The organism is Stenotrophomonas sp. yr243 (assembly GCF_900184195.1).
GTDB lineage: Bacteria > Pseudomonadota > Gammaproteobacteria > Xanthomonadales > Xanthomonadaceae > Stenotrophomonas > Stenotrophomonas lactitubi.
Map to the genome: position 1 here is coordinate 1022331 of NZ_FXWT01000002.1, position 20959 is coordinate 1043289.

The following is a 20959-nucleotide window of genomic DNA, read 5'->3' on the forward strand; positions in this document are numbered from 1 at the left end:
CCCGGCCAGGCACAATCACGAAGCGGCTTGGCCCTGAAAAATGTGCTAGGCCAGTCCTAGCTTCAACATGTCCAACAGGTCCTTGTCTTCATGCCGTTGCTCCCACGTGGAGAGAAAGCAGAAGCTCACGCCGCTTTGCACGGCGGCCTTCTGAAACACGGCCTGCTCTTCCTTCGTGATCGGATACTCAACCGGGTCAAAGTGCAGAAGCGCCCACGGCTTGAAGAATGAGAACCCAGGCAGGAGTTCCGAGAAGACTTCCTTCAGCTTAGGCCGGATGGTGGAGAAGTCCCTGATCGCCCCCGCGCGATTGCCAAGGGCGTGACACTGGCGACGGATGGTCCTGTCTCCACCGACCACGCGGGCAATGAAGTGGTCCTGGCGCACTTGAACGTAGAACAGCTGGCGGCGAAAGATCTTCATCCCCATTTCAACGCCACCTGCTCAACAGCCGTCCGTGTACCTGCATGCCTGCCATCAATGCGCGAGCTGCGTCTGCTGCGCGCTTGAACCCCGGCGCAGCAGGTACAGCGCAACCAGGAATGGCCACAGCGAGTTGATCGACGAGAACACGCGCTGGGTCAGCCCCCTGAACCCTTCCGGATCCGCTCCCACCACGTTCAACCAGAGATAGACGATGCCCCCGATGCTCACCACAGCGGTCACGGCGTACGCCCTTCGGTTGGCAGACCACGCGCTCAGTTCGATATGCGACATCGCCGGTGCAATGATGTTTGCGATGCCGATGGTGTAGAAGCCGTGCATTGGATGGCCCATCGGCCAGAGCCCGTTGGTCAGCATCGAGACGCCAAAGACCATCCAGCAGACGGCACCTACGGCAATGCGGCGACCGGACTCCCGCCACACCCCAATGGAGAACGCCACGAAGCCCACGCCGGAGCCGATGGCGGCGATCCTGCCGCAGATGCTTGCGAGCGTTGGCGCCTGCAGCAGCTCGCTGGCGTGTTGTGCAAGCGGGTTGTAGCCCGGCGCGAAAACGGCGGCAACACTGGTCCAGAACAGGAACCACGGAAGCGGGACCAGACCCGCAGACAGAAGAAGTCGATTGCGGCGTAACACGTGCAGTGATCCTTGTATTGGCCTGCGCCAGTGGGTGGAATCCGTTCAAACGCCGCAGAATCCTCCTGCTGCGGGCAGGACAGTTCTGCGTGACTACATCGGTAGTCAGAATGTGCGTGGCGCCCTGCGGGGGTCAATAGGCGGAAAGTCACTCAAGCTTGAAGGCGAAGCACGCGGTACCCATCAACCGCCGCCGGACCGATGCTGTCGCATTTGCCGCATCCTGCGTCCCTGCCGGAAGGTTCTGACGACTCCATTCCAGAAGTGCCGTTTTCCTAGCACGGCAAGGCGCTCGCCCCTTTCCGCGCTATGCCACAATGCCAAAAACGTCTCGGGCTTTGGCGGCATTGACCCCAACCCCTTGGCATTCCAAACAACATCAGGCAACTCTGGTAGAGCCACCGACAACGGGTGGCCGGGCGTCGAAAACCCGAGTTCTAGGGATGTTGTTTACGCTTGTCAGCCGGCACCGCCACGCGTGGTGCCGGCTGGCAATCCGTCTGCCGGCTATGGCGGACGGTGCGTGGGGGTCTTGTACCCGCCGGTTTGTCCCTAGCCCGGTTTTCGAGCCACGCATCGTCCGCCACCTTTATCGGTGGCGGCTTCTGCCTGCTTGCACGGAGCCTGCCATGACCACGCCACACTCCCCTCCCCCGCGCCCCATCCAGGAAGCGCCCTCGCCTGCACCTGCGCTGGACTCCAACAGCCTCATCGCCATCCTGCGCAGCATCGGCGCAGGCGCTGCGGCCGACGGTCAGCCGTGGCCCGAACGCCATCACCTACGCAGCCGGCAGATGCAGCTGTCCGACGCCGACTGCGCGCTGACGGGCCAGCGCATCGTGCAGGAACTCCTGCTGGCAGCCGAGCGCACGCGTCAGAACGGTGAGCCCGACCAGCACGTGGGCGACCGGGTGATGGAAGGGCTGGTGATGGCCGATATCGCTCTTACCGCCTTCATCCACGAGCGGGTACGGCCAAGGGAATGACAGCGCGCTTTTGAGCATGTCTTTCTTCCTGTGCGCGGGGCTACGAATGAAGAAGCACGGCCTTGCCGCTGCGGCGCTGTGCGGCGCCTTGGCCGTTGCGGTGTGGATGCAATGGCCCGAACCTGCAGTCGAGCAGGTGTGGGCCTATCAAACGCTGCACGCGTTCGATTACCGGTTGTTGCGCGGCGATGCGCTCGGCTTCGTAGCTGCGAAAGCCCAAGAGGGATTTGAGCTGCACACGCGGTATTCCGAGGCGACGTCCTTCGAGATCCGGTGCAAGGGCGTTCGGGTGATGACGGTGGAGAATGCATCCTCACGTGTGTCGATCCGAATCCCTACGGATGCACTGCGGCGTGCACCCGATATCGCGCGCCTACACGCCAATGTCCCGCGTTGGCTGGATCACGACCAGAGCCGCGGACGGTTGCTGGTGGCGCCTGAAGAGCCGTCGTGGTTTGAGGCGAGCATGCGTAGCGTCGTAGAGCGCGTGCCCCGCAAAGAGCAGTGCGGCCTCGACGCTACGGTTGGACGGTACCGTTCGCAAGAAACGGTACGCTGGTAGGGACACTGGCCCGAAGACAGTCCCGTATGGGTCAGGCGCAGCGCAGGATCGCTACCGGGACTTCTCTGGCTGCTCGTCGAGCCGGTACAAATGCTGCGGCCTGGCCCAACAGAAGCACCGTGAGTACGCCAATCGCTAAAAATGGCGCTTCGATCCTGGCTACCTCGTAGTACCGGGCCACGGCCATGTTCAGGCCGATGGCCAGTGCGGTACCGACAACAGAGCCGGTGGCGGTGAGAATCAGGTTCTCCACCAGGAAGTAACGGAGGATGTCGGATTTCCGGGCGCCCAGTGCGCGCCGGATACCGATCTGCCGGTACCGCTTGCGGACCCAGAAGCTGGCCAGTCCGTACACACCCGTAGCGGTTACCACCAACAGCGCCAACCCGGAGCTCAGGAACATGATCGCCATGGTCTGATCGTGGCGGAAGTAGTCGGCGCGAAGCTCCCGGAACGAGGTGCTGCGGGAAATCGTGCGGTTCGCATCGCGTTGCGACAAGGCCGCTTCGCTGGACGCAATCACGTCCGCCACTCGCCCATCAGCACTGCGGATGGCGAACATCACGCGAGGCCCGTCCGGAATCAGCGGCAGGATGAGTGACATGTCGTTATCTGCATCGGTCTTCAGAACTGGTCGGGAAAGCGTCTTGACGATGCCGACCACCTGGATGGGATGCTGCGCATCGGCATACAGGAACTTGCCGACTGCGCCGCCCTCCGGAAACAGCTTGTCCGCCAGTGCCTGGGAGACAACGGCCTCGCTCGCCTTGTAGAGCCCGGCATAGTCGGCGCTGGCCTCCATCGGCACAAACGCCCCCGCAGACAGATCACGGCCGGCAACAATGGTCAGACCCAGCACCTTGGCTGCAGGCGAAGATGCCGTGTAGACAGCCGGCTCTGCCTCGACAATGCCGGAGATATCATTCCCTTCAAGCACCTTGTTGGTGAATCCCACCGTCCAGCTGCGCTGGGAAAGGGGAATCGACTCTGCTGCGATGGCCTGCTCCACGCCTGGCTGCTGCCGGATGGCCTCCAGGTCGGTCTTGATCGAGGCTGCAGGGTTGGCTGCTGCAGGCCCGAGGTACTCGGTCTCGATGACGCCCAGGTTCACCTCTTCCAGGCCCGTCTTGTAGGTGAGGGTTCCCAGCCGCTCGGACAACAGAAACGCAAGGTTCGTAACGCAAGCCGTGGCAACCAGCACCTGCACCAGAAGAATGGACGCGATGAAGCGGTTGCGAGTAAGCGCCCGGACGATAAGGGGGACTTCTGCAATGCTCATTCTGAAGCCTTGATCTGCATGGCCAGACGGCCTGAGGTAGCGCGCAGCGCAGGGAAGAACGCAGCGATGACACTGGAAGCACACGCCAGGCCAACGGTGAGAACGGCCATGCTGAGATCCATGTTTGCCAGCGAGGCGTAGTCCTCCGGCTGCATCCGCACAAGGTAGAGGCCGGCCTCCGCAACGATCAACCCCACCGCTCCGCCCAGGCCGCCGATGATCAGTGCTTCAGTGCAGAGCTGATAGATGACGTCCTGCCGGCGGGCGCCCAGCGCTCGGCGGACCGATATTTCATGGGACCGGCGGATGAAGCGGGCGAAGATCAAGGCACTCATGTTCAGCAGGCAAACGATCAGGAACCCCAGGCACAGCGCCAACTGCAGTTTTACCTCGTTGGGGATGATGCGATGCTCGACCAGGAAGTCCTTCAAGGACACCATCCGCGGTGCGGTTGTCCTGTCAAACCTCCCCGCCTGGTGCTGTGTACGTGCGTAGTTGCCCAGGAAGCGCTCGTACTGCTCGACACTGGCCACGTCAGGCAATTCGGCCCAGAACTGGATCCACGACGTCCGAGCGTCCTGCAGGCGATTGGGTGATTTGTCACGACTCCATGAGAAGACGCTGTTGGACACCGTCATCTGCATTTCTGCCGCAACACCTATCGGGATGAAGAAGTCTTCGCGCCCCTTGAACACATCCCGCTGAAGGTCCGTATAGAACCGGGGGCGCGGGCTCCACGGACCCGCAACACCCACCACCGTGAATGCTTGGCCGCCAAGCCGAACGGTTGTTCCCACCAGGCCTTCACTGCCCAAACGAGCAGCCAGTTCCTGACTCAGCACGACAACCCGGGCGTGGGCAGCATCATCTTCACGTGTCCATGCCCTGCCTTGCGCCACTGGGATGCCGAACATGGCAAACGCATCTGCAGTGACATACTGCCCCTGCGTGAAGAATGGGATCTGCACGCTGCGTTGGGCATCCACCAATAGGCGAGCAGATGCCAGCGCGGTCTGATGGGAGGCGGGGGCCTGCCGAAGCAGGTTCTGCGCATCTACCCAGGTGAGGGCCACGCGCGGGTCCATGCCTGGCTTGACGTCGTAGGACGTGGGGAGTGCGTCAATGAAGGGGTGATAGAGATGCTCGCTTCGCCCGGGTAGTGGATCCCACGTCATTGTCCGCACGACAGTAAACATCGTCATGCTTGCGCCGATGCCCAATCCCAGCGCCAGGATCAGCGCGGCGCTCATCCCCTTTGTTTCCAGAAGCCTTGTGCGGGCCAGCGCAACGTAATAGCCGAACATATAGGTCTCTCTAATGCAGGAAGGTGGCCGCAGTCGGAATCACGTCCACCGGCTCAATCGAGATCCACGCTGTGCTGTTCTGCGCCCTGTCACAGGCTTCCAGCAGATGCATCAGGCGGAAGCGCGAGCGCTGGACGATACGAAGGATCGCTTCGATGTCCTTCTCGCTTCGTTCCTTGATGAACGCCCTGGGTACCTTGTTCTGATTCAGGGCATCCACAGTGGCCTCCAGGGTCAGATAGCTGAGCCGTTGGGTGGAGGCGCTGTCGATGAAGATCGAGGCACTTTCCGCCATGCGCGGCAAGAACGCCGCCAGCAAGGCCTGGATGCTGTCCTGGGAGTGGTTGAAGTCGGAGAAGACCATATCTATTCCGTCGTCAAACGCGGGGGCCTGGGCAATATCGGCGAAGCCGATCTCCTGCCAGTTGGCTACCACGTGACCCTCGACCCCGGCCCACTGGAATACGTGCTTCAGGAAAGCGGGATAGTCCTGCCCCGTCTCCCGCAGTGAATCGGCAAGCGGCCCCTGCAGGCCCTCGATAAACCTGACGCCCGGCTCGCTGGAGAAGTGCGAGCCATTGTCGTAGGTGTGGATGACACCGCCACCGTTCTCCCGCAGCGCACCGGCCATCCAGGCCGCAGTGACGCCAAATCCGGTTCCTAGTTCGACCACGGTACGCGGACGCATCCGCTTGACCAGGCTGTACAGCAGTACGCACAGGTCCTCGCTACCGTAGACCCAGCCCATGGACTCACGCAGCGAGCTCAGCTTTTCAAGCAGCATTCACACCTCCGGCGTTGCCGGCAAGCAACCACGCGTCCAACGCGTCCTGCACAGCCGCATCGGCGGCGACGGAACGAAGGTAGGGCGAGAATGCGTGGAAGGTGACTGCCTCGTCGGTCACGTACAGGAGCATCTCTCCCGCTTCGGAACGGAAGGCCTGTGCAGCTGCTCGCGTCAGCTGCCCGCACACAGCATCATCGACCTCAACGCTTCCACGGGGAAAGTGGATTCCGTTGTAGTCCGGCCCAAGGAACCACACGATCACGGGGACGCCCTTCGGCCTGGAAACGTGGAACTGATGCCTGCGGCGCTCTTCGTCATCAAGCTGCCGTTCCTGCCGCCAGTCAAAAAGTGACCATACCGACTTCTGCATGGGGTCTTCGATGCGGGACAGGTCTGGTTCTTCGTAGCCAAAACTGTATGCGAAGTCGGGTGTATTCGCCTCTGGAAGGGCGCGTTCAAGTTCAAACCACTGCACGTTCAGCGGGGCCAGGCACCGCGACACGCCGCGCGCGCCCGTGTCGTGACAAAGGCTCACCCCCAGCGCCAGAAGCGGCTGCAGGCGGATATGGAACCAGCGGACGTCCAGCCCGCGCTCGGCAAGGAACCGTTCGATCTGCGTTTCTTCCACAGAGAAGACCCGGTTCACCACGTTGGCTCCGCGGAACAGACTCTCAAGATGCGCACCGGGGCTCAAGCGGAGAACCTCGGGCCAGGGTTGACCCTCCATTACCGGTATCAGCTCATCAATGTGTATGGCAGGGACACCCGTAGCCAGCGCCCGCAGCGCGACCGGGTCAAGGTGATCCGCGTGGATGACGACCGTTCTGCTCATTGCTGCCACTCCCCGTAGCGATACTGACGCTTCATCTCGGCCTGCATCTGATCGATCATCTGCCCGACCTCACCATTGATGGCATCCTTGCTCATCAACCGACCGCTGAGATCCTGCTCGATCAGGAAGCCGGCGGCGCAGACGGCCAACCTGCGCTGGACGTGGCGCTTGGCGGTTTCACCCAAGTCCGGAGAAATCTCGAGATGACGCTTGAGCAGGCGGTGACACACGTAGTAGACGAAGACCGCGTGGATATAGGAGGAGTTGGGAATGGGATTGCCAGACCACGGAGACACGACACGGTGCCGGTAGTCATTGGCAACGAAGAACCCGTTGGCAAGCTCCCATGCGGCCAGATAGTTGTGGGTGCTTTCATGCATGATGCTTTCCATGCACGCCTCAACCAGAAGTTCGGGGTTATGCGTGTTCAACAGTCGAATGGAACCCGGCTGCCTCGGTACATGCTCGGAGCCGTAGCGGCCGGCTTCGTCGGACGTGACTTCTGCCGACTTGCGTACGGTGATCCGCCGGACGAAGTTGCGGATGAGAACGCCGTACAAGGGCTCTGACCGATCAATCGCCGCCAGCGCCTCTGACAGCTTTCGCGAGACATGCTCGCGCTCCACATCGGTCAGCGGCAAGCACGGTTGGCTCAGCACTCCAGAGCGTGGCTCATGGTGCCGCGCCGGCGGGCTCTCAAGGTCCAACGCGATACAGTCACCCAGCTTCGGCAACTGCCGAAGCGTCCACACTCCAGCAGCATCCTTTTCGGCAACACAGTCTCCAACCGGACTGTACAACTGCCACTGCCTCGCCTCCCTCAGATATCTGCCTGTCCGTCCCTGCGCCAGCTCCGAAATCGACTTCTCCCGAGCGATGATGTCGTGCAGCGCGCCAAGCGCGCGGGCCTGTTCCTCGGCCCTTTCCTGCTCGTCGGCTCCCGCCTCCAGCCTGCCCTTCCGCGCAGACTCCAGACACAGATGCTGCTCGCAGAACTCGGAACTGAGCAGTACACGGGCTTGGCGATCAGGCCCGATTGACTGGTAGATCTGGTGCATGGCACGAGCCGTGACTCCGTATTGCTGGTCAGCAAGCACTTCCTGAAGTCGCGCTCTCATCCTGCGAAGTCTTGACCACAGGATGCCCTCGACGACCGACTCCATGCATTCTGTTGTATCTGCGATCTCCATCAGGCAGATCGGGCTTCTTACATCAGGCCGTTGCGCCTGGGTCATCGAATTCATTCTTCTACTCCATGCGGTGATCGCCGTCCTCGCCGCTTGCTCCTGGCCGCTCTTATCCACCCTTCAGATCCACCTTGAGGCCCAAGATCGAAAACCACCTCTGGCCTCCATAGGCTCTGTATGACAGCGATCCACGTACGAGGGGCGGAGAGATCCCCGCCCCTCTCTCTTCAGACGTCGAATCGGGAATCCGCGGCAATGCGCGAAACAAATGCCATCTGCTTGCTCGCCGTGTCATGGTGGTGATGCGATCCGAAAGAATCGGAGTGATGGTGCCCATCTGCGAGAAGCGCAGATTCTTCGTTTCTGAACTCACTAGTGCTCAGAGACTGCATATCCGCCTGGATAGACGTCGACGCCACAATGTCATTGGCGAAAGTGCTGTTCGATGTCGCAGCAGAAGCCGAGCCTGCGGCCGCGACACCCGCAATGATCAGCGTGAGGGACGAGAGAGTCTTCACAGCAGTGCGTTGGGTCATTTTTCTTTACTCCATGTAATGGTGGGCACTTGATCTTCTGAGTTGCGAACGTGATCAGCGTTCTGGCTCAACTTGATTCAACGACCTTCCGGTATCCGGCTGCAACCTCGCTGCTGTGCCGCGCACAGCTCCTGCCTCGCTTGGGCGGTTGCGCCTCAGCTTTCACTACGTCCAGAGGACAGCCATCATGGGGTGAGTACTTGTATTTTCACTTGTGGGCTTGCCCTGAAAGGACGCCGCTGTCGCTAACGTCTTGGCCATGGATAGGGAGGACACGGCGTTCATCCCATATCGCCACGTGTCAGAAGCAGCGTCCTCAGCACATTCAAGAAGAGATTCGTGCGAGAACCGACATAGTAGGCCTGCTACAGAATTGACGATCTGTATTGGCGCTCACACACTTCTCCGCATGTCCTGTGCAAGGCAGCCTAGGAAGGGGAGTATTCATGGAGTTCCGCACTGATTCACTGTCAGCCCGGATCCGCGTTGCGCGTATCAGCAACGGGCTATCTCAAACCGATCTCGCCAAAGCCCTGAACGTAAACCGGGCGACGGTGGGCCACTGGGAACGCGAACTAGGCTTCGTGCCGTCTATCGACCATCTGCATGCGCTGAGCAGGGTCACGTGCGTGAGCGTATCTTGGCTGATTGCGGGGGACACCATCGCCGATGGTGGAAAGCCAGAAGGAATGCGCCTGCAAATGGAAGCCCGCATGTTGACGGCATCGCGCAACCTTCCGATCTCCCTTCTCGACAATATTGTTGAGTTGATGAGGTCTGCCGAACGCCATATCTGAGGTAGTCCCGACGACTGAACCACACGTAGTGGCTGGCCGGACAAATCCTAGATGCCCTGCCGAAGTATTCCGATGGTGATCGGCACGTCGCCCCCTCACCATCAAGCGCCCTCTGCAGGAAACCACACATGAGCCTGGCGCTGGTCCACAGCCGTGCCCGCGCCGGGGTCGACGCCCCGCTGGTGCGGATCGAAGTGCATCTCTCCGGTGGCCTGCCCGTCACCCAGATTGTCGGCCTGGCCGAGACCAGCGTGCGTGAGTCGCGCGAGCGCGTACGTGCCGCCCTGCTCTGCGCGCGCTTCGACTTTCCGCAGCGGCGCATCACCTTGAACCTTGCCCCAGCCGACCTGCCCAAGGAAGGCGGGCGCTACGACTTGGCGATTGCCCTTGGCATCCTCGCCGCCAGCGGTCAGGTCGATCCGCAATCGCTGCTGCAATATGAGTTCATCGGCGAGCTGGGCCTGACCGGCGAACTACGACCGGTATCCGGCGCGCTGCCCGCCGCCATCGCCGCCGCCGAAGCTGGGCGCATCCTGATCGTGCCGCCCGGCAACGCTGCCGAGGCCGCGCTGGCCCAGCACGCGGATGTGCGCGTGGCGCGTACCCTGCTGGAATGCTGCGCCGGGCTGGGCAATCCACGCTTGCTGCCGCAGGTGGAACGCGTGGAAACCACACCGTTGCCAGTTCCGGATCTGGCCGACGTACGCGGGCAGGCGCTCGCGCGCCGGGCGTTGGAAGTGGCGGCGGCCGGTGGCCATCATCTATTGCTGATCGGCAGCCCCGGCTGCGGCAAGACCCTGCTGGCCTCGCGCCTGCCCAGCCTGCTGCCGGATTCCGAAGAGATCGATGCCCTGCAGTTGGCGGCCATCACCTCGGTCAGTGGCGAAGGGCTGGACCCGAAGCGTTGGCGACAGCGGCCGTTCCGCGCGCCACACCACAGTGCGAGTGCAGCGGCGTTGGTGGGTGGCGGTAATCCGCCCTGCCCCGGTGAAATCTCGCTGGCGCACCATGGCGTGCTGTTCCTGGATGAGTTGCCCGAGTGGAACCGCAGTGCGCTGGAAACCCTGCGCGAGCCGCTGGAGTCGGGCCACATCCGCATCTCTCGCGCCGGGCGCAGCGTGGTGTATCCCGCGCGCTTCCAACTGGTGGCGGCAATGAACCCCTGTCCCTGCGGCTGGGCCGGCGACCGCAGTAACCGGTGCCTGTGCAGCGACGAGCGCATCACCCGCTACCGCGCGCGGGTATCAGGCCCGTTGCTGGACCGCATCGACCTGCACATCAACGTGAGCCGCATGGACGCGGTGGAGCTGCGCGAGAGTACGCCGCTGGGCGAGCCCAGCGCCAGCGTGCGTATGCGGGTGGAAGCGGCGCATGCACGGCAGCAGGCGCGTGGTGGCCTCAACGCGCACCTGGCTCCTGCTGCCCTGCGTGCGTGCACGCGTTTGAGCGAAGCCGACCAGGACCTGCTGGAACACGCCATCGAGCGACTGCAACTTTCAGCGAGGGCAATGCATCGCATCCTGCGCGTGGCGCGCACGATCGCTGACCTGGCCGAAAGTGGAGCCATCCAGACCGCGCACCTGGCCGAGGCCATTGGCTACCGGCAGCTGGATCGGGGCAAGCCAGGCACCTAGCACGCTGCTGCATGCATGAAGGAATCAGATTCATCTGATATCTGCGATGCCACCTGCGCCCTGACCATTTCCGCGAGCCCATACACAAGGAGATGCGGTTTTGCTCAGGATGCTCATCATGGGCGGGCAGGAGGCCGCCCGTCAGCGGATATCACGGACGATAGGACGGCGCGGCCTGATCCGCATGGAATCGATCTACAGCGTGGACAGCGGCCTGTCGGTGCTGGAGTGGCGCAACTACGATCTGGTGGCAACGTTCCTGACGGCTGGCCTCGGCAAGCGCCTGCAGGAGTCGTTCGTGCTGCGCGATGCAAAGGTGCAGCTGGTGCTGTTCGGCATGGGGTTGAGCGAGGAGGTGGCCAGCATTCGTCTGCGCCTGCGCGCGCAGGGCCTACCGTCGCCGATTCTGGTCCGGACCGACTTTGACAGCTACGACGAATCGCTGTTCTGGCGATCGCTGACGGCACACATGATCCTGCCGTCGGTACAGGAGGGCCTTGGCCCCCTCCCCGCCACGGGCGACGCGTGCGACCATGCAGGGCCCAGTCCCTAGCGGTGCCTGCCTCGCCAGGTGCCCGCCCAGCCATTCATGAGCACTCCCCAGCCGCCGCACCTGCCGACCTCCGATGCATCCACTCCGCCGACACCTGCGGCAACCGGCGGCGGCGGGTCAGTGGGTGAAACGAAGATGCGCGAAATCGCGGTGCGGATCTCGCAGTACTTCCGCGATTTCCTCGAGTCCGATTTCAAGCGCGCGCAGGCACCCCGGCGCCGCATCGTGCTGACCAGCGATTCCGGCTTCCGCGCGGGCATGCGCACGGCGCCCTATCCGGCGTTGGACAAGGAACTGTGGAAGCTGCTGAGCCGGCCCTCCGGTGAGGAGCTTTCCTTCACCATCGGCCCGCGCAGCTATACCCGGCCGATCAGCGCGACGCTGCGGCGGATTGTCGAAGAGCAGGTGAACGCCATCAGCGAGACCGCCATCGCCACGGTGCGCGTGGCGGTGCTCGACACGGCGCGTGCCAGCATGGCCGGCGCTCTGGAGGACCCGGAAGCCTGGGTGGAATCGTTGCAGGGCAGCCTGGTGGATGCGATGTGCGTTCAGGTCGTGCGGCCGCTGATCGCGCATCTGGCCGGCCCGCTGCAGGGCCAGGCGTACTGGGTTATGGATTCGCTGCACGCGGCGGAATCGGACCTGGTCACGCGCTCCGTTGTCGATCTGTACCAGACGCTGCCGGAAGTGCTGGCGCGCCTGCTGGCCACCGGCGACGAGCTGCCGCTGCAGTTGGCCTGCGAGCACCAGCTGACCCGCGACGGCACGATCAGCGCGCTGATGGCCTTCTTCGAGAACTTCGTGGCAGCCGATGCCTTCCATGAGTTCCGCGACCTGGAAACCTATGTCGCCACCGGCGATGGCCTGCAGCTGTATCTCTACGTGGGCACGCTCAAGTACGCGGGCGTGCAGTACCCGGTGTTCTATCTGCCGCTGGACGTGGTGCGGGCCAAGGATGGGTCCGGTTACACCCTGACGCTCAGCAACCGTCTGTTCGCCAACCGCCGCGCGATCGACTTCGTACTGCAGGAGCTAGCCGTGGGCATGGCACGCGAGTGGGTGTCGCCGATCCAGGAGCGCATCCAGTACCTCGACCCGGCACAAAGCCTGTTTGAAGTGGCGGCATCGCTGTTCCGGCAGGTGGCCAACGCGGTGGATCTGGGCGGCGACGTCTCGCTTTCCTCGTCCGCCAGCGAGGCATCCACCGCCACCGTGGCGCTGTCGCCGGCCCTGCACCTGGCTGCATTCGAGCGCGCCGACGAGGCGCTGTTGAATGATTTCGAAGAGATCATCGACCAGGCCCGCAATGGTGGGTCGAAGCTGGTGGATCTGTTCCACGGCATGGTGGAAGGCGTGCTGATGCGCAACCCCGAGCCGATCGGGGAACGGGTGGAATCGGCCTGGGATGCGCTGCCGCTGGTGGAGCGCATGGTGTTCGATTCGCCCATCCCGCTGAACGAGGAACAGCGCAAGATCCTGCTGGCCGTGCGCGAGCCGCAGGGGCGGATCGTGGTGGTCGAAGGCCCGCCCGGCACCGGCAAGTCGCACACCATCACCGCCATTGCCGCCGACTGTGCGTTCAACAAGAAGAGCTGCCTGGTGCTGTCGGACAAGACCGAAGCGCTGGACGTGGTGTACGACAAGCTGTCCGATGCGATGAGCCGGGTTCGCCACGATCGTGATTTCCCCAACCCGATTCTGCGGCTCGGCCAGCAGGCAGCCAACTTCAAGCGCCTGACCTCCACCGGCACCATCAGCCAGATTTCGGCCTTCGCCAAGGCCATGAAGGCCAACCAGCCCGCCCTTGAGAGCGAGCGGCAGGACACGGCGCAGACCCTGCGGCAGGCCATTTCCAGCACCGTGCAGACGCTGGGGCGTGTCTCGCTTGCCGCCGTGAAGACCATGCACGAGCAGGAAGCGGAACTGGGCGAGCGCGCGCCTGCGGTGCTACAGCAGGTGCACGCGGTGATGGATGCCAACGTGCTGGCCGAGCTGGAAGCGGTGACCGCACAGGCGGACGTACTTGAAGCTTATCTTGCCGATCTGTTCGGCAGCACCGACTACACCCCGGCGTCGCTGGACGAGCGCATCCGTCGCGATGCGGTGACAACGGCCTTCCTTGCTGACCGACCGGTTGACGGCTGGGAGCTGTTCGAGTCGTTGGATGCCGACCAGGTACGGCTGCTGGGCACGCTGCTGCTGCAGTACCAGCAGCTGAAAATGCCGGTGCTGGGCTATCTGCTGCGCGGCAATGCGGTGCGCGGCCTGGAGCTGCAGCTCAACCAGCTGGGTACCACCCGCCCACTGCTGCTCAAGCACGATGCAGCGGCACTACAGGCCATCGTGCAGGGCGCTAACGCGCTGCGCATGAAGCTGGAGGCCGAAGGTCTGGGCGCACAGCTGCCGGCCAGCTATCGGCAGATCGCCCACGGCGCCGCGCCGGGACCGGGTGCGGCGGTTGCACGCCAGGCAATGACCCTGCTGGCGCGGCTCAATCCGGCCATCGTCGAGACCCTGCTGGCCGAGCCGAAGGACGACCCGGCGCTGTGGGCGCTGACCCTGCGCTTCCTGCAGGGCTGGATGGCCACGCGCAAGGCCTTCGTCGATGCACCGCAGTACGACTATGTCGGCACCAAGACCAAGCTGGAGCGCCTGAACACCTCGGTGATGAATGCCCACGTGGATGGGCGCCTGATCAGCTTCATGGATCATCACCGTGCCGACGCGCGCGCGCTGGCAGGCGTGATCGCCAACCGGCAGAAATTCCCAGTGGACAAGTTCGAGAGCGTGCGCGAGTCGTTCCCGGTGATGATCGCCAGCATCCGCGAGTTCGGCGAGTACATGCCGCTGGCGCCGGACCTGTTCGACGTGCTGGTGATCGATGAAGGCTCGCAGGTATCGGTGGCGCAGGCGCTGCCGGCGCTGCTGCGCGCGCGCAAGGTGGTGGTGCTGGGTGACTCCAAGCAGTTCTCCAACGTCAAGGCGGCCAACGCCAGCATCGCGCTGAACGACAAGTACCGCTCGGACCTGGTCAACTACTTCCGCGCCAACGTCAGCCAGCAGGCCGACGTGCTGGAACGGTTGGCCATGTTCGATGTGAAGCGCTCGGTGCTGGAGTTCTGCTCGCTCTCGGCCTCGTACTCGGTGATGCTGCGCAAGCATTTCCGCAGCTATGCGGAACTGATCGGGTTCTCGTCCTCCACCTTCTACAACCACCAGCTGCAGGCACTGAAGATCCGCAGCCGGCCGCTGCAGGAGGTGATCCGCTTCAGCCAGGTCGATGCCAGCGGGCACCGCACCAGCCGCAGCACCAACGACGCCGAAGCAGCCTTCATCGCCGAGCGCCTGGTCGAACTGCTGGCTACCGACGCTCCGCCTACGGTGGGCATCATCACGCCGTTCCGCGAGCAGCAGACGCTGTTGTCCAAGGCGCTGTTCAACCATCCGCGCGGCCGCGATTTCGAAGAGCGGCTTCGGCTGAAGGTAATGACGGTCGACTCCTGCCAGGGTGAGGAACGCGGGCTGATCTTCTATTCGATGGTGGCGACCGCCGGCCAGGATGCGCTGAACTACATCTTCCCGGTCAGCCTGACCGGCGCGGTGGATGCGGTGGAGGACAAGCTGAAGGTGCAGCGTCTGAATGTCGGCTTCTCCCGTGCGCAGGAGGCGATCTGGTTCGTCCATTCGATGCCGGTGGATGCGTTCCGCGGTGCCATCGGCAATGCGCTGCGTTACTACGCCAGCCAGCTGGACCGCCCCGCGCCCGACGCCGCGCAGACCGACGCGCGCAGCCCGATGGAATCGAAGGTGCTGCAGTGGCTGCAGCAGACGCCCTTCGTGCTCGCTCATGGCGATGCGGTCGAGATCATTCCGCAGTTCCCGGTAGGCGACTACCTGCGCCAGCTCGACCCGACCTACCAGCACCCTGCTTGGCGCGTGGACTTCCTGGTGACCGTGCAGACCGTGCGCGGCGCACTGCAGATCGTGATCGAGTACGACGGCTTCGAGTTCCATTTCCGCCGCGACAAGCCGGTGCATGTGGGCAACCACGAGCGTTATCTGGTGGAGGCCGACGTCGAGCGCCAGCTCACGCTGGAAAGCTACGGCTATCGCTTCCTGCGCATCAACCGTTTCAACCTCGGCAGCGACCCGGTGCAGACACTGTCCGACCGGCTCTATCGCCTGATTGAGGTGGCCGGCACGGAAATCCGCTCGGCCGCGGTGGATCAGGTGATCGAGCAGGTGCAGGGACTGGAGTCGAAGGAAAAGAAGGTCTGCAGCCGCTGCGGGCAGATCCGCAGCCAGGAGGAATTCTTCGACCCTGACCTGCGCGCCGGTGCTGGCGGGGTGGGACGGATCTGCATGCCCTGCAAGGTCAGCTGACGGGGGCGATGGCACGCGTGGTGGGTGATGCGGGACGGATCAGGATCCCATCATGCGGAGGGGATCCTGGCCGCGTACCGCCACCGCCGCCAGGCGGCGGCTGACGAGCGCGTACAGTTCCTCCAGCTCGGCGGCGCGGTCGGCGGTCATGTTCGCGCCGAACAGCACGCGTGACAGCGCGAGCTTGTGGGTGTCGTCGGGATAGCGCGCCCGCGCCCGGTACACGGTCTGCAGCACCAGCCAGGCCAGGCGGAAGCCGCCCCCGGGCAGGGGCCGGACCACGCGGTCATAGACCTGCCAGAACTGGTACTCGGCCTCCAGGTCGACCGTCGGTGCTGCGAACGGCACCGGACGCGCACGTCCATGGGCGCGCCTGCGGACTGGAGGAAAACGGGGGTTCTGCTGTGCCATGCGTACAGGATGACCCAGCAACATTGTGGGAACCTTGCGTTGGTGCCACGAAATCAGTGCAGATCGTGCAAACAGCGGATGGGGTCGGAGCCCTTTGCGTGGCAGAGGGATCCGACCCCGGTCATGGCAGCCGCCGAGGAACGCCAAGTGCATCCACGCATGGCGTGGATCTACGGGCAGAGGATCAGAACGACATCGAGGTGCTGAACATCACCTGCCGCGGTGCGCTGCGCTGCAGGGTCTGGTAATCCCCCGAGAACGACGAACCGGCGATGGTGGCGGTGCCGATGTTGTTGCGGTTGAACAGGTTGCTCACGTCCAGCCGCAGCTCCAGCCCCGGCAGCAGGCTGTCCGCCCCCAGCTTGTAGGCCGTGTATGCGTTGACCTGCCAGAACGTCGGCACGCGGATGTCGTTTTCATAGGTGAAGGGCTGGCGCAGGTACGAGGTGCTGGTTGCGCCGAAACGCCAACCGCCAAAGTGCGCGGACAGGTCGCTGACCAGCGACAGCTGCGGATAGCCAGGCTGTGCGTTGCCCTTGATCGGGTACACGGTATCGCCCACCACGAAATCGCTGTCGTAGTACGAGCGTGCCAGCGCGATGCCCTGGTAGAACTGCAGGTGATCGGTGAGGTCGGCGGTGATGCCAAGATCGGCGCCGATCACATGCATCTTCGGCATCAGCCGCACCGTATTGATCTGTGCGAACTGGGTGCCGATCGCCGCCGACAGCAGGCGGTTGCGGATGTCGTTGTAGAACACGTCCGCAGTCACCGTCAGCCGGTCGAAGCGATGGCTGGCACCGACGGTCAGGTTCCAGTTCTTCTCCGGCCGCAGGGTGCCGGCCACGCGGTCGAACTCTTCCTGGTCGGTGATGGTCCAGGCCGATGCGGTGTAGCCGATGTTGCCGCGCTGGGCCACGCGATAGCCGTTCATGGTGTTGGCCAGGTCGATGAAGGCATCGGTCCGCTCGGTAGGGCTCCAGTACAGCGACACATGCGGCAGGAAGCTGCTCTTGGCACGCAGCGTACCTGACACCGGGCGCTCCGGTGCATCGCCGATTCCACCCCCGGTGGTGCTGAAGTCCACCGCCTTGAAGCCCAGCCCCAGCACCAGCGTGTCGGTGACGGCGTAGTTGTCATGCAGATAGAACTGCCGTGAACGGGTCACCCAGCTGGATGCGTTGTCGGTCTGGAACGCCGGCCCGTACACGTCGAACGGCCCGGTGGCCTTCAGTGGCGTGCCTTCGCCCAGCAGTGGCTGCTGGTACCACTCGGTCTTGGCGGCCGCCTTGCTCTTCTCCTGCCAGAAGCCGGTGGTGATGGTGTGCGCACCGGCTTCGAACTGCAGGTTGAACATGCCACCCAGACGGTTGAGCCGGGGCGTCTGCACCTGCTCGGAGAAGGGCGCACCGTTGGGTGACGGCACAGTCGGGTCGGTCAGGGTGGCCTGGGTGTGGCTGTTGGCGTTGTACAGCTGCACGTTGCCACTGAGCGCGGGCGTGATCTGGAAACGGTGGTTGATCGACGCGACGCGGTCGCGGGTCACCTGGCCGGTGTCGTACGGAATCAGCTCGGACAGCTCACCGCAGGTGTAGGCGCCGCAGGATTTGTCGGCGTTCTCCGGCGAGGCCACGTAGTAGGCCCACGCATAGTCCGGATAGAAGCTGTCGGCCTTCCAGCCCAGCTTGCGGATCATGTCGAAGGAGATGTTGTTGTAGCCCCACACCGCGGCCTTGCTGTCGGACAGGAACACGGTGAAGTCACCCCATGCCACATCCTGCTGGGCCTTCAGGTCGCCGCGCAGGAACTTCTGCGTGCCGGCGCCCTGGTACTTGTCGGCCGACACCCGCTGCAGGTCGACCAGCAGCTTCGGGCCGTGCTCGCCCAGTTGGCCGCTCTGGCCGGAGACCGTGGTGACCAGCGTGTTGTTGCTGCCCACGCCCTGCTTGACGCGCAGGCTGGGGGTGTCCTGCAGCTCCGCCAGACGGTACTCGAGGCTGCCGCCATTGACGCTGCTGGAGAACACGCTGACCGGCGCGCCGCCCGGGCTGACCGTGATCGAGCCGATGCCATCGGGCACGCCGACGTTGACCACGCTGGTGCCGGTAAGCGAGAGGAAGCCGTTGTCATTCAGCGGCACGCCTTCGAAGGTGATGCCCATTTCATTCATGCGGAAACCACGTACGAACAGGCTGGTGGCGGAGATGTCCAGACCGAGACCGTCGGTGGCGGTGTAGCTCGCGCCCGGCACGTTTTTCAGCATCGACAGGCCGTTGTTGCCCGACACCATCGCATCCAGGTCGGTGGCATTGATGACGTAGCGGTTGGGGCCGACCACCTGGGTGGGGGCAACAGCGGCACCGCGCGGCGTGGCGATGACCTGCAGCGCGTTCAGGGTGGTGGGGGTTTCATGGGCGGCGTCGGTCGACTCGGCAGCGTGCAACGGTGCAACGAGAGCGGTGCCGATCGCCAAGGCAATAAGCGTAGGTGGAGTGTTCATGGCCAGATCCAGGGTGCAGGGGAAAGGTGGCGCAGACGCATGCCCAGCGCGATGCAACGCCGATATGCGGCGCGCTGGCTGGCGGCGATTGCGTTGAAGGAGTGACGGCGCGGTGCGCGTCGGTCAGCAGCGGATGGAAGCGGTGATCTTCCGGGTGATGCGGCGGGGTGATTTCGACGTGCGGAATTCTTGCATCGCACTGCCGCATCCGCCATTGCACCGTGGTACAGCGCCAATGGCGATAGGGATGGCCGGGCTATACGTGGGTATAGCCTTGGCGTGGTAGAGGCCGACCTTGGTCGGCGCTTGCCGTCTGCGTGTGCCAACCAAGGTTGGCAACTACCTGGGCAGATCGACGCGCGGTTACTGCAGCACGTAGGCTTCGATCGCCTTGGCCACGCCTTCATCGGCGTTGGTCGCAGTCTCGAAACGCGCGGTAGCCTTCACTGCATCGATGGCATTGCCCATCGCCACGCTGGTGCCGGCGTACTGCAGCATGGTCAGGTCGTTTTCCTGGTCGCCGATGGCCATCACGTTGGCGCGATCGATGCCCAGGTGCTCGGCCAGCTTCTGCAGGCTCGGCCCCTTACCAGCGCGGCGGTCGAACACTTCCAGGAAGAACGGCGCACTCTTCAGCACTGCGAAGCGCTCGGTGAGCGCGGCTGGAAGGCGCGCAATGGCAGCGTCCAGCACCTCTGGCTCGTCGATCATCATCAGCTTGATGAAGGACATGCCCGGGGCCATGTCGGCCACGCGGCGGTACGACAGTGGCATGCGCGAAAGATGCGAGTCGGCCACGGTGTAGATGCTGATGTCCTGGTTGGGCGTGTACATGCGCTGTGCGTCCAGCGCCTGGAAATGCACGCCGATCTCGCGGGCGACCTGTTCGCAGTACACGAAATCATCGAAGCTGAGCGGGTACTCGACCACCGTTTCGCGCGGGCCGATGCGCTGCACCAGGCCACCGTTGCAGGCGATGCAGTAGTCATCGTCGCCATCGATGCCAAGTTCCTGCAGGAACGGCGCCAGCCCCGGCACCGGGCGGCCACTGGTCAACACGATATGCACGCCCAGCGCACGCGCCTGGGCGATGGCCTGCTTCACGCGCGAGGTGAGCTTGTGGACGGGGTCCAGCAGGGTGCCATCCATATCGATGGCGACCAGTTCGATGGTCGATTGCCTGCGACCCATGTCCATCATCTTCAACCAGTGCGGGGGACGCCCATTTTAGGTCAGTCCGCCGGGTACTGCCGGCCTCATGCCCGGTTCACCTCCGCGCCGCGTCGGCCGGAGATACTCATGGGGCCTGTGCGTCCCCCACCGCAGGACGGCCCTATCGACCGCCCTTCCCTGGACACTCCTTCGACGCATGACCTACCAAGCGCCCGACGCCAACGACACCGCCCCACTTGCCCAGCAGATTGAGGACCTGATCGAAGGTCTGCCCGGCGACCACATCCGTGTCGGCACGCTGCTGCACGCACTGGGCGACGAAGGCCTGATGCTGGTGGTGATCCTGCTGTCGGCGATCTTCCTGATTCCGGTGTCGATTCCCGGGCTGAGCACGGTGTTCGGTGCATCCATCCTGCTGATCGGCCTGAGCCGTGTGCGCGACCGTCCGCTGTGGGTGCCGCAGCGCTTGGCCGACAAGCAGATCGCCACCGACAAGCTGAAGGCCAACCTGGGCAGAGCCCTGAAATGGGTGCACCGGATGGAACGCCTGTCACGGCCGATGCGACTGGCAGCGATGGTGCGCTCGAAGAAGATGATGCGCTTGAACAACCTGGCGCTGGTGTTCGCCACGATCCTGCTGATGCTGCCGGCCGGGCCGATCCCCTTCAGCAACACATTGCCGGCGCTGGCGTTGATGTCATTTGCGATCGGCTTCATCCAGCGCGATGGCGCCGCGGTGGCGGCCGGCTACGGCTTCGTGGTGGCGTCGGTGGTGTACTTCGGCGTACTGCTGGGCGGTGTGGGCTTTGCAGCCGAATCGGTGTTCAGTGGGATGCGTACCGGGTCGTCAGCGCTGTAGAGCCGAGCCCATGCTCGGCTGCTCTTCCATCTGGGCGTGGAAACCCCGCGCTGCGCACGTCAGCCGAGCATGGGCTCGGCTCTACAACACGGGTGA

General features: G+C 63.7%; 18 protein-coding genes. 7 read left to right on the top strand and 11 right to left on the bottom strand.

Going from position 1 to position 20959, the window contains the following annotated elements; translation table 11 throughout:
- Positions 1-45: 45 nt before the first annotated feature.
- Together QOL57_RS11365 and QOL57_RS11370 are read right to left on the bottom strand one after the other, a co-directional pair.
- Entirely contained in the window at positions 46-423 is a 378-nt protein-coding gene (locus tag QOL57_RS11365; protein WP_089237477.1) for a hypothetical protein, read from the bottom strand.
- A gap of 54 nt (positions 424-477) precedes the next feature.
- Positions 478-1080 (bottom strand): DUF998 domain-containing protein, encoded by a 603-nt coding sequence (locus tag QOL57_RS11370; protein ID WP_033832432.1) that lies wholly within the window; start codon positions 1078-1080, stop codon positions 478-480.
- Positions 1081-1709: 629 nt separating this feature from the next.
- Here QOL57_RS11370 and QOL57_RS11375 point away from each other — a divergent pair.
- A complete protein-coding gene (locus QOL57_RS11375) occupies positions 1710-2066 on the top strand; it encodes a hypothetical protein (RefSeq protein ID WP_089237479.1) in 357 nt (118 codons plus the stop codon).
- A 46-nt stretch (positions 2067-2112) separates the two neighbouring features.
- The gene (locus tag QOL57_RS11380; RefSeq protein ID WP_089238158.1) at positions 2113-2628 is read left to right on the top strand and encodes a cold-shock protein; all 516 of its coding nucleotides are present in this window, start codon (positions 2113-2115) and stop codon (positions 2626-2628) included.
- Between the two features lie 31 nt (positions 2629-2659).
- Here the strand turns inward: QOL57_RS11380 and QOL57_RS11385 are convergent, their stop codons facing one another.
- The 6 genes from QOL57_RS11385 to QOL57_RS11410 all read right to left on the bottom strand — a co-directional run bounded on the left by QOL57_RS11385 (position 2660) and on the right by QOL57_RS11410 (position 8553).
- A complete protein-coding gene (locus QOL57_RS11385) occupies positions 2660-3907 on the bottom strand; it encodes an FtsX-like permease family protein (RefSeq protein ID WP_244900685.1) in 1248 nt (415 codons plus the stop codon).
- A complete protein-coding gene (locus tag QOL57_RS11390) occupies positions 3904-5211 on the bottom strand; it encodes an ABC transporter permease (protein ID WP_089237481.1) in 1308 nt (435 codons plus the stop codon). Before QOL57_RS11390 ends, QOL57_RS11385 begins: the two co-directional genes overlap by 4 nt.
- Before the next feature lie 10 nt (positions 5212-5221).
- A complete protein-coding gene (locus QOL57_RS11395) occupies positions 5222-5995 on the bottom strand; it encodes a class I SAM-dependent methyltransferase (protein WP_089237483.1) in 774 nt (257 codons plus the stop codon).
- Positions 5985-6830, bottom strand: coding sequence for a hypothetical protein (locus QOL57_RS11400; RefSeq protein WP_089237485.1), 846 nt, complete (start codon positions 6828-6830; stop codon positions 5985-5987). The genes QOL57_RS11395 and QOL57_RS11400 overlap by 11 nt, the downstream gene beginning before the upstream one ends.
- Positions 6827-8074: a hypothetical protein gene (locus QOL57_RS11405; protein ID WP_089237487.1), complete on the bottom strand. Its 1248-nt coding sequence runs from the start codon at positions 8072-8074 to the stop codon at positions 6827-6829. Before QOL57_RS11405 ends, QOL57_RS11400 begins: the two co-directional genes overlap by 4 nt.
- A 170-nt stretch (positions 8075-8244) precedes the next feature.
- Positions 8245-8553 (bottom strand): hypothetical protein, encoded by a 309-nt coding sequence (locus tag QOL57_RS11410; protein ID WP_089237489.1) that lies wholly within the window; start codon positions 8551-8553, stop codon positions 8245-8247.
- Between the two features lie 446 nt (positions 8554-8999).
- Between QOL57_RS11410 and QOL57_RS11415 the strand changes: the two genes are divergently transcribed.
- The 4 genes from QOL57_RS11415 to QOL57_RS11430 all read left to right on the top strand — a co-directional run bounded on the left by QOL57_RS11415 (position 9000) and on the right by QOL57_RS11430 (position 15920).
- Entirely contained in the window at positions 9000-9350 is a 351-nt protein-coding gene (locus tag QOL57_RS11415) for a helix-turn-helix transcriptional regulator (protein WP_089237491.1), read from the top strand.
- A gap of 128 nt (positions 9351-9478) precedes the next feature.
- Complete coding sequence (locus tag QOL57_RS11420; protein WP_089237493.1) at positions 9479-10984, top strand: YifB family Mg chelatase-like AAA ATPase; 1506 nt, start codon at positions 9479-9481, stop codon at positions 10982-10984.
- A 100-nt stretch (positions 10985-11084) separates the two neighbouring features.
- The gene (locus tag QOL57_RS11425; RefSeq protein ID WP_141134226.1) at positions 11085-11537 is read left to right on the top strand and encodes a hypothetical protein; all 453 of its coding nucleotides are present in this window, start codon (positions 11085-11087) and stop codon (positions 11535-11537) included.
- A gap of 36 nt (positions 11538-11573) precedes the next feature.
- Positions 11574-15920 carry an AAA domain-containing protein gene (locus tag QOL57_RS11430; RefSeq protein WP_089237497.1) on the top strand — a complete coding sequence of 1449 codons (4347 nt, stop codon included), beginning with the start codon at positions 11574-11576 and terminating at the stop codon, positions 15918-15920.
- Between the two features lie 39 nt (positions 15921-15959).
- Here QOL57_RS11430 and QOL57_RS11435 read toward each other — a convergent pair whose 3' ends face one another.
- The 3 genes from QOL57_RS11435 to yidA all read right to left on the bottom strand — a co-directional run bounded on the left by QOL57_RS11435 (position 15960) and on the right by yidA (position 20028).
- Positions 15960-16268, bottom strand: a complete 309-nt coding sequence (locus tag QOL57_RS11435; protein ID WP_238379492.1) for a hypothetical protein — start codon at positions 16266-16268, stop codon at positions 15960-15962.
- A gap of 247 nt (positions 16269-16515) precedes the next feature.
- Positions 16516-18831, bottom strand: coding sequence for a TonB-dependent receptor (locus tag QOL57_RS11440; protein ID WP_089237501.1), 2316 nt, complete (start codon positions 18829-18831; stop codon positions 16516-16518).
- Between the two features lie 363 nt (positions 18832-19194).
- Positions 19195-20028, bottom strand: a complete 834-nt coding sequence (gene yidA, locus QOL57_RS11445; protein ID WP_089237503.1) for a sugar-phosphatase — start codon at positions 20026-20028, stop codon at positions 19195-19197.
- Between the two features lie 172 nt (positions 20029-20200).
- On the opposite strand from yidA, the gene QOL57_RS11450 reads away from it, so the two are divergent.
- Positions 20201-20863 carry an exopolysaccharide biosynthesis protein gene (locus QOL57_RS11450; protein WP_089237505.1) on the top strand — a complete coding sequence of 221 codons (663 nt, stop codon included), beginning with the start codon at positions 20201-20203 and terminating at the stop codon, positions 20861-20863.
- Positions 20864-20959 lie beyond the last annotated feature (96 nt).